The sequence below is a fragment of the Microbacterium sp. SA39 genome, from assembly GCF_000967865.1.
Classification (GTDB): domain Bacteria; phylum Actinomycetota; class Actinomycetes; order Actinomycetales; family Microbacteriaceae; genus Microbacterium.
This window is the reverse complement of record NZ_JXRU01000028.1, coordinates 70496-82529: the sequence shown is the minus strand read 5'-3', so window position 1 is coordinate 82529 and position 12034 is coordinate 70496. Positions and strand designations below refer to the sequence as shown.

Below are 12034 nucleotides of genomic sequence, written 5' to 3'. Positions count from 1 at the left end.
CGATGACCGAAACGGTGCGGGCGGCATGGCTCGACGGCGTCAACCCGGTGACCAAGCTGGTGTTGGCGGTGCTGCTCTCCGTACCCCTGTTCGCGTCGATCGACGTCGTGAGTGCGCTGGTCGCCATCGGTGTGCAGTTCCTCTGCCTGCCGCTGACCGGTCTGCGCCTCGGCACCGTGCTGAAACGCCTTCTGCCGATCGCGATCTTCGCGCCGATCGCCGGGATCAGCATGCTGCTGTACGCAGAACCGGAGGGGCGCATCTACTGGACGTTCGGCTTCGCGACCATCAGCGAAGGATCGATCGCCCTAGCCATCGCCGTGAGCCTGCGCGTGATCGCCTTGGGTCTCCCGACGATCCTGCTGTTCGGCGGGACGGATCCCACACAGCTCGCCGATGCGCTCTCGCAGGTCGCGAAGCTGCCGAGCCGTTTCGTGCTCGGCATCCTCGCCGGCACCCGGATGCTCGGCCTGTTCCTCGACGACTGGCGCACCATGGGGCTCGCCCGCCGTGCCCGCGGCGTGGGCGACAGCGGCGCGCTGCGGCGATTCTTCTCGATGGCCTTCGTGCTGCTCGTTTTCGCAGTGCGTCGAGGCTCGAAGCTCGCGCTGGCGATGGAGGCCCGGGGCTTCGGATCCGGCATCCCCCGCACCTGGTCGCGGCCGTCGCGACTGCATCCGCGCGACGGGATCGCTGTGCTCGGGGGAGTCGCGATCATGGCCCTGGCGCTCGCCGCCGCCGTGTTCGCCGGCACCTTCCGCTTCGTCTGGAGTTGAGCCGGAAGCGGCGTCAGGCCGCGTTCCAGAGGTCGCGATAGTAGGCGAGCCGCTCGCGGTCGGGCTCGATGCCGTACGCCTCGATCAGCGCGTCCTCCCACCCGGGGCCGTAGTTCCACTCCGTGCTCATCGACGCCACCGCGAGATCGGCCCAGCGGTCGGCCGTGCCCAGCAGGGAGAGGTCGACGTGGGCCACCCAGCGGCCGTCTGCGCCGATGAGGGTGTTCGGGCAGCAGGCGTCGCCGTGGCTGACGGCGAGCCGGTCGATGGGAGGGGCGGTGTGCAGCTCCTCGGGAACCCGGATGCCGCGGCGTTCGGCGTTCGCGATCCGGGACGCGACGCTCCACTCCCAGGGGCATTCGTCGACCGGCAGGGTGTCGTGCATCGCCCGCAGCGCCTCGCCCACGGCACGCACGGCCGTCGCGGGTTCGGCCACCCACCGCGGGTCCACGGCGCTGAGGCCTTCGATCGCGGCCGTCACGAGCCACTCGTGCGTGTCGTCCTGACCCTGCTCGAGGACGGTCGGCACGGTGATCCAGCGGGAGGCCCAGGCCATCCGCTCGGCCTCGTCCTGGAGTGTGAACTCGAGGTTCCGCGGGCCCCACTTGATGAAGAACGGATCCCCGGCGCCTGTGGCGCGGAAGGTCAGCCCGCCATAGTCGTTGTTCCACACGCAGGCGAGGTCGGCACCGCGCGCGAGGAGGCGCACCTCATCGGGGATGGCGACCGGCTCTGAGGGCATCGTCATCCGTCCATCCTGACGCACGGCCCGGACACCAGGACCGACTTCGTGCCTGCACGGAGAACCACGTAGGCTGAGACTGCGTTCCAGGGCAAGGGAGCGCACGGTCGCGTTCGAAGGAGAACAGATGCAGATCAGCGGACAGGGCGCACTCATCACCGGCGGAGCTTCCGGTCTGGGTCTCGCCACCGCTCGACGGCTCACCGCCGCCGGCGCACACGTCACGATCGTCGACCTCGCCTCGTCGAGGGGCGCCGAGATCGCGGAGGAGCTCGGCGGACTCTTCGTGCCGGCCGACGTGACCAGCGCGGAAGAGGTGGGGGCCGCCGTCGCCGCAGCTCAGGATGCCGCGCCGCTGCGCGTCGTCGTGAACTGCGCGGGCATCGCCCCGCCCGCGAAGGTGCTCGACCGCGACGGCAACCCCACGGCGCTCGCCGACTTCGAGCGCGTGGTGCGCATCAACCTCGTCGGCACGTTCAACGTGGTGTCGCAGGCATCCGCCGTCATCGCGAAGAACGCGCCCCTCGACGGCGGGAACGAACGCGGCGTCATCGTCAATACCGCCAGCGTCGCGGCGTTCGACGGCCAGATCGGACAGCCCGCCTATGCGTCGTCGAAGGGTGGCGTGCACGCCATGACGCTGCCGATCGCCCGGGAGCTCGCCCGGTACGGCATCCGCGTGTGCACGATCGCCCCCGGCATCATGGAGACGCCGATGCTGATGGGCCTGCCGCAGGCCGCGCAGGACTCGCTCGGACAGCAGGTTCCGTTCCCCGCGCGCCTCGGGCGCCCCGACGAGTATGCCGCGCTGGTCGCGCACATCGTCGAGAACGGCTACCTCAACGGTGAGACCATCCGCCTCGACGGCGCGATCCGCATGGCGCCGAAGTAACCCGACCCCGGTTTTCGAATCGCGCAAATGGTCGGATTCGAGCCCGAAGAACTGCAATTCACGCGATTCGAAATGAGAAGGTGGCCGATGAGCACACTGGCAGGCAAGACCATCCTGATGTCCGGCGGAAGCCGCGGCATCGGCCTCGCGATCGCGCTGCGTGCGGCGCGAGACGGCGCGAACATCGCCATGCTCGCGAAGACCGACACCCCGCATCCGAAGCTGGAGGGCACCGTGCATTCCGCGGCCGAGCAGATCCGCGCCGCCGGCGGGCAGGCGCTGCCGATCGTCGGCGACGTGCGCGATGACGATGACATCACCGAGGCCGTGCTGAAGACGCAGGGCGAATTCGGCGGCATAGACATCGTCATCAACAACGCCAGCGTGATCGACCTGTCGCGTTCGCTCGAGCTCGGTGCGAAGAAGTACGACCTGATGCAGGACGTCAACGTGCGCGGCACATTCATGCTCTCCCGCGCCGCGGTGCCGATCCTGAAGGATGCCGAGAACCCGCACATCCTGTCGCTCTCGCCGCCCCTCAACCCCTCGCCGAAATGGCTCGGTGCCCACACCGGATACACGCTGGCGAAGTTCGGGATGACGATGGCCACGCTCGGCCTCGCGGCGGAGTTCGCGCGCGACGGCATCGCCGCCAACACCCTCTGGCCGCGCACCACGATCGCGACCGCAGCGGTGCAGAACCTGCTCGGCGGCGACAAGGTCATGGCCGCGAGCCGCACGCCCGACATCTATGCGGATGCCGCGTACGCCGTGCTGCTCAAGCCCGCGGCCACGTACACCGGACAGACGCTCATCGTCGAGGACGTGCTCGAGGCCGACGGCGAGACCGACTTCTCGGGCTACGCCGCGATCCCCGGTACCCCGGACTCGGCGCTGTTCCCGGACATCTTCCTGGACTGAACGGGATGGGACGGCCCGGCGAGGGCCTCGCGCCCGCTGCTCCCTCCCCGCGAGGGGTCACGAAACGCCGCAGGTGATGCGAGAACGCGGCGTTTCGTGACACTCGAGCGGCCAGGACTCGCTGAGTCGTGCGCGGCGGGGGCGTGGAGGGGGCGCAAGATGCCGCTCGCGATATGAGAATGCGGCGTTTCCCGACACCTCGGCGTCGCGCGTCAGAACAACAGGTAGACCGCGCCGGCCACGGTCAGCACGATCACGATGCGGTCGAACAGGCGCTGATCCAGGCGCTTCGCGAGCCGCAGGCCGGCCAACGCGCCGATCACGACCAGTGGAGCGAGCACGGCGTCCATCAGCAGCACCTCGCCGTGGAACAGTCCGAGACCGGCGAGGAACGGCACCTTCACCAGGTTGATGATCGCGAAGAACCAGGCCGAGGTGCCGAGGAACACTTGCACGGGGGTCCGCGTCGCGAGGAAATACATCGACATCACCGGTCCGCCGGCGTTCGCGACCATCGTGGTGAAGCCGCCGAGCGTGCCGTAGGCGCCGGCGAGCAGGATGCCGCCGGGGGCGGGTGCCGCGGCATCCGTTCTGTCCTGACGCCATCGTCGCCACAGCGTCACGGCGATCATGAGCAGCAGGATCACGCCGATCGCGCGCCGGACGATCCCGTCGCCGGCGAACGCCAGGAAGGCGAACCCGACGAGGAGCCCCGCGATGACGGCCGGTACGAGGCGCAGCAGCGTCGGCCAGTGCGCGTGCCGACGGTAGGCGATCAGCGCGAAGATGTCGCCGACCATGAGCAGCAGCAGCATTGCCGCGGTCGACGTGCGGGCGGGGAGGACAGCCGCGAACAGGGCGATCGCCAGGATGCTGCCGCCCGGAAGTGCCGTCTTCGAGATGCCGATCGTGAGGGCGGCGAGCCCGAGGGCCACCCAGGCCCAGGGCAGCAGGTCGGGCATCAACCCCGCGCAGCGGCGAGAGCCGCCGTGAAACGCGCAGCCCGCTGCTCGATGTCTGCCCAGTCGGATGCCGCGATCGACGCGCCGTTCGCGAGGTCGCCGCCCGCACCCACCGCGACCGCGCCGGCCTGGAACCAGGCGGCGAGGTTGTCGGGGCTGACGCCGCCGGTCGGCATGAGCGGAGCCTCCGGGAACGGTCCGCGCAGCGCGCCGAGGTACGACGGTCCGCCGAGGGAGGCGGGGAAGATCTTGACCACGTCGACGCCGAGGTCGAGGGCGGTCATGACCTCGGTCGGAGTCATCGCGCCGGTCATCACGACTCGGCCGGTGTCGAGCATGGCGCGGGTGAGGTCGGGGAGCGTCCCCGGGCTGACGAGGAACTCGGCTCCGGCATCGGCCGCGAGCGTCGCCTGCTCAGACGAGGTCACCGTGCCGGCGCCGATGTAGGCGGCGTCGCCGTGCCGCGCGACGAGCTCGCGGATCACCGCCGGTGCGTCGGGTGTCGAGAAGGTCACCTCGATGCCGGTGACGCCGCCGCGGATGATCGCCTCGGATGCCTCCAGCGCGAGTTCGGGAGAGGGGGCGCGCAGCACGGCGAGGATGCCGGTCGTGCGGGCGCGGTCAAGACGGTCGGGCATGAGGGCTCCTCGGGGTGGGGTGGTCCCATTCTCCCGGACGCCAACCTGTAGTGACAAGCTGCGGGTCAGCGCGTGCGCCCGGGAACCCAGGCGTCGATGAGCTGCTTGGTCTCCTTCAGGCCGAGCCCGGTGTGCTCCCGCAGCAGCTTGATCGCGCTGATGGGCTGGTCGGCGATGACCATCCGGTCGATCTCCGAGACCACGGATGCCGGCAGTGAGGCGCGGAGCGAGGAAGCGGTCTGAGCGGCGGGAGTGATCGAGGAGTACGCGGCGTTCGCGTTCGATCGGGCGGCCATGTGCGGAGCTGTCGTGCTGATCGACCAGTGCTCGACGCGGTCCTTGGCGTCCTTCAGGCCCACTCCGGTCGCGCGGCGGTAGAGCTTGATGGCCTGGATCCTGTGCCCGGCTCCGATCAGTCGATCGATCTCGGCGATGACCTGCGGAGTGAGCCCTGAAGCGGTCGAGGCGGCGGAGGATGCCGGCAACGACCGCGCAGTCGTCGGAGACGGCGTGAACACCTGCGGCTCGGGCAGCTTCGGGCGCATGCCACGGAGCGCGACGGAGACGATCAGCACGATCACGACCAGGCTGACGACGAGCCCGATGATCCAGATGATGTCGTCCATGCGGCTCAGTCTAGGCAGGCACTGCCCGGCACCCCAGGGCCTTCCCACCCGGCACCCCGTACCCTGGTAGGTATGACCGATTCTCCCCGTACGCGCGAGACGCGCCCCGCAGCATCCGCGTCCGCCCCGCAGGGACGACCCGCTCAGGGCAAGGTCCGCTCCACCAAGCCCGCGCAGGTGCGCCCGGCGACCGAGGGATGGACGCAGCAGAAGGATGCCGAGGGGCGCCCGCTGCTGCAGTTCGCGAGCCCGAAGCGAGGCAAGCCGCCCGTGCACCTCGCCGACCTGACCCCGGAAGAGCGCACCTCGAAGGTCAAGGAGCTCGGGCTTCCCGGCTTCCGCGCGAAGCAGCTCTCCACCCACTACTTCCGGCACTACACGTCGGACCCCGCCGAGATGACCGACCTTCCCGCCGGCATCCGCGAGGACCTCGTCCGCGGCATGCTGCCGCCGCTGCTCACCGAGGTGCGCCGGCTCGAGACCGACAAGGGCGACACGATCAAGTTCCTCTGGCGCCTGCACGATGGCGCCCTCGTCGAGTCGGTGCTGATGCGCTACCCCGGCCGGATCACGCTGTGCGTATCGAGCCAGGCGGGCTGCGGCATGAACTGTCCGTTCTGCGCGACCGGACAGGCGGGGCTGACGCGCAACATGTCGACCGCCGAGATCATCGAGCAGATCGTGCGGGCGAACCGGCTGATCGCCGAGGGCGGGCTGGGCGGCAAGAAGTCCGACGACCACAGCATGGAGCGCGTCTCGAACATCGTCTTCATGGGGATGGGCGAGCCGCTGGCGAACTACAAGCGCGTGATGGATGCCGTGCGGTCGATGGTCGCGCCGCAGCCCGACGGCCTGGGCATGAGCGCCCGCGGCATCACCGTGTCGACGGTCGGTCTCGTGCCCGCCATCAAGAAGCTCTCCGATGAGGGCATCCCGGTGACCTTCGCCCTGTCGCTGCACGCTCCCGACGACCACCTGCGCGACGAGCTCATCCCGGTGAACTCGAAGTGGAAGGTCGACGAGGCGCTCGACGCCGCCTACGAGTACTACGAGAAGACCGGGCGCCGCGTCTCGATCGAGTACGCGCTGATCAAGGACATGAACGACCACGCCTGGCGCGCCGATCTGCTGGCCGAGAAGCTGAACCAGCGCGGACGCGGCTGGGTGCACGTGAACCCGATCCCGCTGAACCCGACGCCCGGGTCGATCTGGACCGCGTCCGAGAGAGATGTCACGAACGAGTTCGTGCGCCGACTCAACGACGCCGGCATCCCGACGACCCTGCGCGACACCCGCGGCAAGGAGATCGACGGGGCCTGCGGGCAGCTCGTCGCGACGACCGAGGACGAAGCGGCTTCGGCCGCGATGGCCTGACGCGAGGATGCCGGGCCCGCGAGGAGCGAGCCCAACCTGTGAGCCGCTCTGGGCACTCTTGCAACGGATGCACAGGCGACCTTTCGTAGATTGTTCGGATGCCCTATTCCGCTCACCGACCGGGGCGCTTCGACTCGCAGGGTCGGATCATCCTCGACAGCGACCCGAACGCCGAGACGGACGACCTCGACTTCTTGCGCGAGTTCGAGCCCACCGGCCTCGATGACACGACGCGTGAGGTTCCCGTCTCCGCGCCCGCAGACGACTCGGCCCTTCGACAGGCTCAGGGGCCCGCGGAGGAGCCGGCAGTCGCCGAGGAGCGGGCACCGAAGCCCGTACGCAAACCGCGCGTTCGCACGCCACGGCGCCCGCGCACCCGCGGGTCCCGCGCCAGGGCTCTCGCGATCCTCGGCGGTGCCGAGGGGGAGATCCTCGACCGCGTTCCCGGCGAGACGCCCCGCTTCGTGCAGATGTTCTTCGTGCTCGCCGGCACCGCCCTGGTCTCGGCCATCTCGATGCTGTTCGCGCTGACCACCGGGGTGCAGGCCGCGATCTGGCTCGCCGTGCCGCTCGCCCTCGTCTGGGCGCTCATCATCTTCAACCTCGACCGTTTCCTGACCTCGACCATGACGTCGACACGCAGCGTCTGGAAGCTCATCGGGCTCGCGATCCCTCGAGTCATCATGGCCGCGATCATCGGTTTCGTCGTCGCCGAGCCCCTCGTGCTGCAGATCTTCCAGAACGACATCGCGCGCGAGGTCGCCTCGACCAACATCACGCAGTCGCAGTCCGACCAGGAGGCCCTGGAGACCGGGCCGGAGAAGATCGCGCTGGATGCGGCATCCGCCCGCGTCGCCGAACTCGAGAACCAGGCCGCGACCGGCATCGTCGCCGGCACCGACTCATCGTCGGCGACCGAGTCGGCCGCGCAGGCGACGGTCGACGACCTGACCGCCAAGATGACTGCCCAGCAGGCGGTCATCGATCAGGCCCGCACCCTGTACCAGTGCGAGCTCACCGGCGAGGGCGCGGGCACGGTTCCCGGCTGCACCGGTGTGAACGGAGAGGGCGCGAGCTCGGATGCCGCTCAGGCGCAGCTCGCCGAGGCACAGCAGACGTACGACGCGCTGGCCGCGCAGCTGCGCACGGCCAACGAGGACCTCGCCGCCGCCGGTACGGCCGCCGCGGAGAACACCTCCACCTCAGAGTCGCAGAACCGCGAGCAGGCGCAGTCGCAGCTGCCCGGGGCACGCGACACCTACGATCAGGCGCTCGCCGCCTACAACGCCAGAGCGGATGCCGTCGCCCAGGGCAACGCCGGAGCCGTCGGGCTGCTCAGTCAGATCAGTGCCCTGAACCGGCTGAGCGAGAAGGAGCCGACGATCCTGTGGGCGCACATCCTGATCGCGGCGCTGTTCTTCATGATCGAACTGCTGCCCGTGCTGGTGAAGGTGCTCACGAGCTACGGCGACCCGAACCTGTACGAGAAGGCCGCGGCCATCCGCCGGCAGGTCGCCCTCGATCGGGTCACCGCCGAAGGGTTCCGCGATCGCGCAGAGATCGTGACGACCCCCGTGGCGCCCGCGCCGGCCGCGGCCGCGCCAGCCGCTCCGGCTCAGCCGGCACCGACTCCCGCGAACTGAGGCACGCGCTCCCGGCGGCGCTCAGCAGCGTGGATCGAAAACGCTGCTGAGTCGTCGTCGGGAGCCGCATTTCTGATCCAGCCTGCGCGCGGGAGCAGGTCGTCGAGCCGCATGTTCCTCGACCGCGGTGACGTCTGCACCGCCGACGCGATTGAACGGATCACGGCGACCGTCGACGGCTCGCGCTCCCACGTCGAGCCGGTCAGAGCGGCGTCGATCACCAGCAACGGGCGGGTCAGCGCACTGTCGTGCATCCGTGAGTCGTCCGCGCCGAGCCATTCGAGGAGGTCGCGAATGGTCCAATCGGCGATAATTGGCGCAAGAACTTCGTCAAGACGGGGAATCAGGGTGGTCATTGGTCCAGAATCGATCGATATGGACACGAAACACAGGGCCAATGACGGGCCGGTGGACCAGAGATCGGTCGTTCCCGCCGCATTGGTCCACTCCGGGGATGTGGCGTCGGCGGCTCTCGCAGCGCGCCTCGGCCGCTGGACTCATGGCGACGGCACCCTCGCGCGCCGACTGGCCCGCGGCATCGAGGGCCTCATCGAGACGGGCGAGCTGCGACCGGGAGACCGTCTGCCCGCCGAGCGCGCCCTCGCCACGGCAGGCTCCGTCTCCCGGGGAACCGTCGTCGCCGCGTACGCCGACCTGGCCGAGAGCGGACTCGTCGAGCGTCGGCAGGGGAGTGGCACGCGCATCGCCGGTGTCACGGCATCCGCCGCCCCCCTGACACGGCCCGGGCGAGGCGAGGCGCTCTTCGCGGCGTCTCCCAACACGATCGACCTGCTGCGCACGGTGCCGCAGATCCCCCCGCTCGCCCAGCAGCTCATCCGCGACCACCAGCCGCGACTCGACCTCGCGCTGCTGCCCGAGACGGATCCGGCCGGGCTCCCGATCCTGCGCGAGCTCATCGCCGAGATGTATCGCGCCGAGGGCACGCCGACCACTCCCGAGCAGATCCTTGTCACCCACGGAGCGCAGCAGGCGATCAGCCTCGTCGTCAACGCGCTCGTCGGACCGGGCGATGTCGTGCTCGCCGAGGAGATCACCTGGCCGGGCGTCACCGACTCCGTGGGCCTCCGCGGAGGCACGGTGCACGGCATCGCGATGGGGCCGGATGGGCTCGACATCGACGCGCTCGAACAGGCGCTGGCCCGGCTGCGGCCCGCGCTCGTCGCGCTCAACCCGCACCATCAGAACCCGACGGGCACGCGTCTGCCTCCCGCCGCCCGCCGTCGCGTCGCCGAGCTCGCCGCTCAGTACGGGGTCCCCGTGATCGAGGATCGTGTCGTCGCCGGACTCTCGTTCGACGGCGTCATGCCTCCCACGCTCGCGGCCGAGCGAGCCGACGCACCGATCATCGTCGTCGAGTCGGTGTCGAAGTGGGCGTGGGCAGGGCTCAGGATCGGCTGGCTGCGCGCCGACCCGGTGCTCGTGCGGCGACTGCGCGGTGCGAGGCAGCTGGCCGACCAGTCGACGAGCGTGCCGGGCCAGCTGATCGCGCTCGACCTCATCGCGCACGCCGACGAGCTCCGGCGTGCGAACAGCCGCATCCACCAGGAGCGGCTCCAGCTGCTCCTCAGCTTGATGGCGAAGCACCTGCCCGACTGGCGGGTCGAGCCGCCCCGCGGCGGACTGTCGCTGTGGGTGGCCCTTCCCGCAGGGTCGGCCGACGCGCTGGCGAGGATCGCCGCCACACACGGCGTCTCGATCGCGGGGAGTGCCGCGTTCGCGGCATCCGTCTCCTCCGACGACCACATCCGCATCCCGTTCACCGCCACGGACGACGTGCTGGAAGAGGGCATCCGCCGACTCGGCGCGGCGTGGCAGGAGTATCGGGAGACTCTCGGGCGCACTTCCTAGGATGACCGCATGACACGGATGCCGCGCCACACGTTCTGGATCTCGATCGTCGGCGTGGTCGCGGTCACCGCCTACGCGGCGCTCGCGGCAGTGCAGATCCTCGTCCTGAATCCGCTGGCGGCGGTGCCAGGGATGACGCTCGAGGAGATCCGCGCGGAGATGGCGGCCGCAGGAGAGAATCTGGGAAGCGGCGAGGTCTTCTTCGTCCTCGGGATCGGCGTGGCATTGGCCATCGGGGCGGCCGCGGTCTCGATCGTCACGAAGGCGCCCCCGATCGTCCCGGGTATGACCTTCCTCGCGCTGCTGATGTGCGGCACGGTCGGATACTTCGTGGCATCCTTCGGTGCCGGCATGGGACTCGCCGACACCTTCGGCATCAGTGGCGCGGATTACTCCCCCTGGGCCCTTCCGCTGTACGCCATCAGCGCCGTATCCGCGGTCGTCGTCATCATCGGCGGGATCGCCGCCGCGCGGCGGAACAGCTCCTCCGCCGCATCCGGCTGAGACCGGTCACGGAATCCGCCCTCCCGGCATCCGTGAGCAAGTAGCGTTGGATCATGGTCAACTATCGCTATCTCGGCAACAGCGGTCTCAAGGTCTCGGAGATCACCTACGGCAACTGGGTCACCCATGCATCCCAGGTCGGCGACGACGCCGCCGTCAAGACGGTCCATGCAGCCCTGGATGCCGGCATCACGACTTTCGACACGGCGGACACCTACGCCAACACCGCAGCCGAGGTCGTGCTCGGCAAGGCGCTGGAAGGTCAGCGCCGCGAGGGTCTCGAGATCTTCACGAAGGTCTACTTCCCGACCGGCCCGAAGGGGCCGAACGACACCGGACTGAGCCGCAAGCACATCTTCGAGTCCATCAACGGCTCGCTGAAGCGCCTCGGCACCGACTACGTCGACCTCTACCAGGCGCACCGCTTCGACTACGAGACGCCGCTCGAGGAGACGTTCCAGGCCTTCGCCGACGTCGTCCGTCAGGGCAAGGCGCTCTACATCGGCGTCTCCGAGTGGACGGCGGAGCAGCTGCGCGAGGGCCATGCGCTCGCCAAGCAGCTCGGTGTGCAGCTCATCTCGAACCAGCCGCAGTATTCGATGCTGTGGCGGGTCATCGAGGGCAAGGTCGTCCCGGCATCCGAAGAGCTCGGCATCTCGCAGATCGTCTGGTCGCCGATGGCGCAGGGCGTGCTCAGCGGCAAGTACCTTCCCGGTCAGCCGGTGCCCGAGGGCTCGCGCGCGACCGACCCGCACAGCGGCGCCGATTTCATCAAGAGCTTCCTGCAGGACGACATCCTCACCGCCGTGCAGAAGCTCAAGCCGATCGCCGAGGAGGCGGGCCTGTCGATGCCGCAGCTCGCGATCGCGTGGGTGCTGCAGAACCCGAACGTCGCGGCGGCCCTGGTCGGAGCATCCCGTCCCGAGCAGCTCGCCGAGACCGTCAAGGCCTCGGGTGTGAAGCTCGACGCCGACACGCTCGCCGCGATCGACACCGCCCTGGGCGACACGGTCAACCGCGACGCCGAGGCGACGTACTCGACGTCGCCCAAGTCCCGCCTGAGCTGAGCGCCCGCACCTGCCGCTGA

Annotated in this window: 13 protein-coding genes; 8 read left to right on the top strand and 5 right to left on the bottom strand. The window is 69.6% G+C overall.

Annotation, left to right across the window (positions count from 1 at the left end):
* Nucleotides 1-2 precede the first annotated feature (2 nt).
* Nucleotides 3-776, top strand: a complete 774-nt coding sequence (locus RS85_RS04895; RefSeq protein ID WP_046012307.1) for an energy-coupling factor transporter transmembrane component T family protein — start codon at nt 3-5, stop codon at nt 774-776.
* A gap of 13 nt (nt 777-789) precedes the next feature.
* Here the strand turns inward: RS85_RS04895 and RS85_RS04890 are convergent, their stop codons facing one another.
* Nucleotides 790-1524, bottom strand: a complete 735-nt coding sequence (locus RS85_RS04890; protein ID WP_046012306.1) for an aminoglycoside 3'-phosphotransferase — start codon at nt 1522-1524, stop codon at nt 790-792.
* 121 nt (nt 1525-1645) lie between these two features.
* Here RS85_RS04890 and RS85_RS04885 point away from each other — a divergent pair, with 121 nt between their 5' ends.
* Together RS85_RS04885 and RS85_RS04880 are read left to right on the top strand one after the other, a co-directional pair.
* Nucleotides 1646-2410, top strand: coding sequence for an SDR family NAD(P)-dependent oxidoreductase (locus RS85_RS04885; RefSeq protein ID WP_046012305.1), 765 nt, complete (start codon nt 1646-1648; stop codon nt 2408-2410).
* Between the two features lie 87 nt (nt 2411-2497).
* Nucleotides 2498-3331, top strand: coding sequence for an SDR family oxidoreductase (locus RS85_RS04880; protein ID WP_046012304.1), 834 nt, complete (start codon nt 2498-2500; stop codon nt 3329-3331).
* Between the two features lie 212 nt (nt 3332-3543).
* On the opposite strand, the gene RS85_RS04875 is transcribed toward RS85_RS04880, so the two are convergent.
* From RS85_RS04875 to RS85_RS04865, 3 genes are all read right to left on the bottom strand, one after another.
* Complete coding sequence (locus tag RS85_RS04875; protein ID WP_046012303.1) at nt 3544-4293, bottom strand: sulfite exporter TauE/SafE family protein; 750 nt, start codon at nt 4291-4293, stop codon at nt 3544-3546.
* Entirely contained in the window at nt 4293-4931 is a 639-nt protein-coding gene (locus RS85_RS04870; protein WP_046012302.1) for a bifunctional 4-hydroxy-2-oxoglutarate aldolase/2-dehydro-3-deoxy-phosphogluconate aldolase, read from the bottom strand. The genes RS85_RS04875 and RS85_RS04870 overlap by 1 nt, the downstream gene beginning before the upstream one ends.
* Before the next feature lie 65 nt (nt 4932-4996).
* Nucleotides 4997-5557, bottom strand: coding sequence for a hypothetical protein (locus RS85_RS04865; RefSeq protein ID WP_046012301.1), 561 nt, complete (start codon nt 5555-5557; stop codon nt 4997-4999).
* Nucleotides 5558-5629: 72 nt separating this feature from the next.
* Here RS85_RS04865 and rlmN point away from each other — a divergent pair, with 72 nt between their 5' ends.
* Together rlmN and RS85_RS04855 are read left to right on the top strand one after the other, a co-directional pair.
* A complete protein-coding gene (rlmN, locus tag RS85_RS04860) occupies nt 5630-6931 on the top strand; it encodes a 23S rRNA (adenine(2503)-C(2))-methyltransferase RlmN (RefSeq protein WP_200894792.1) in 1302 nt (433 codons plus the stop codon).
* Nucleotides 6932-7029: 98 nt separating this feature from the next.
* On the top strand, nt 7030-8574 hold the full coding sequence (locus RS85_RS04855; protein WP_046012300.1) for a DUF4407 domain-containing protein: 1545 nt from the start codon (nt 7030-7032) through the stop codon (nt 8572-8574).
* Here RS85_RS04855 and RS85_RS04850 read toward each other — a convergent pair.
* A complete protein-coding gene (locus tag RS85_RS04850; RefSeq protein ID WP_152642329.1) occupies nt 8547-8930 on the bottom strand; it encodes a hypothetical protein in 384 nt (127 codons plus the stop codon). The two genes, RS85_RS04855 and RS85_RS04850, sit on opposite strands and share 28 nt — an antisense overlap.
* A 52-nt stretch (nt 8931-8982) precedes the next feature.
* On the opposite strand from RS85_RS04850, the gene yczR reads away from it, so the two are divergent.
* The 3 genes from yczR to RS85_RS04835 are packed head-to-tail and all read left to right on the top strand — an operon-like array spanning nt 8983 to nt 12014.
* Nucleotides 8983-10443 carry an aminotransferase-like domain-containing protein gene (gene yczR, locus RS85_RS04845; RefSeq protein ID WP_235282338.1) on the top strand — a complete coding sequence of 487 codons (1461 nt, stop codon included), beginning with the start codon at nt 8983-8985 and terminating at the stop codon, nt 10441-10443.
* A 9-nt stretch (nt 10444-10452) separates the two neighbouring features.
* Nucleotides 10453-10947 (top strand): hypothetical protein, encoded by a 495-nt coding sequence (locus tag RS85_RS04840; RefSeq protein WP_046012298.1) that lies wholly within the window; start codon nt 10453-10455, stop codon nt 10945-10947.
* A 53-nt stretch (nt 10948-11000) separates the two neighbouring features.
* The gene (locus RS85_RS04835) at nt 11001-12014 is read left to right on the top strand and encodes an aldo/keto reductase family protein (RefSeq protein WP_046012297.1); all 1014 of its coding nucleotides are present in this window, start codon (nt 11001-11003) and stop codon (nt 12012-12014) included.
* Nucleotides 12015-12034 lie beyond the last annotated feature (20 nt).

Coding starts and splice junctions, on each gene's coding strand:
- RS85_RS04895 (WP_046012307.1), top strand. CDS start 3: ATGACCGAAACGGTGCGGGCGGCATGGCTCGACGGCGTCAACCCGGTG.
- RS85_RS04890 (WP_046012306.1), bottom strand. CDS start 1,524: ATGACGATGCCCTCAGAGCCGGTCGCCATCCCCGATGAGGTGCGCCTC.
- RS85_RS04885 (WP_046012305.1), top strand. CDS start 1,646: ATGCAGATCAGCGGACAGGGCGCACTCATCACCGGCGGAGCTTCCGGT.
- RS85_RS04880 (WP_046012304.1), top strand. CDS start 2,498: ATGAGCACACTGGCAGGCAAGACCATCCTGATGTCCGGCGGAAGCCGC.
- RS85_RS04875 (WP_046012303.1), bottom strand. CDS start 4,293: ATGCCCGACCTGCTGCCCTGGGCCTGGGTGGCCCTCGGGCTCGCCGCC.
- RS85_RS04870 (WP_046012302.1), bottom strand. CDS start 4,931: ATGCCCGACCGTCTTGACCGCGCCCGCACGACCGGCATCCTCGCCGTG.
- RS85_RS04865 (WP_046012301.1), bottom strand. CDS start 5,557: ATGGACGACATCATCTGGATCATCGGGCTCGTCGTCAGCCTGGTCGTG.
- rlmN (WP_200894792.1), top strand. CDS start 5,630: ATGACCGATTCTCCCCGTACGCGCGAGACGCGCCCCGCAGCATCCGCG.
- RS85_RS04855 (WP_046012300.1), top strand. CDS start 7,030: ATGCCCTATTCCGCTCACCGACCGGGGCGCTTCGACTCGCAGGGTCGG.
- RS85_RS04850 (WP_152642329.1), bottom strand. CDS start 8,930: ATGACCACCCTGATTCCCCGTCTTGACGAAGTTCTTGCGCCAATTATC.
- RS85_RS04840 (WP_046012298.1), top strand. CDS start 10,453: ATGACACGGATGCCGCGCCACACGTTCTGGATCTCGATCGTCGGCGTG.
- RS85_RS04835 (WP_046012297.1), top strand. CDS start 11,001: ATGGTCAACTATCGCTATCTCGGCAACAGCGGTCTCAAGGTCTCGGAG.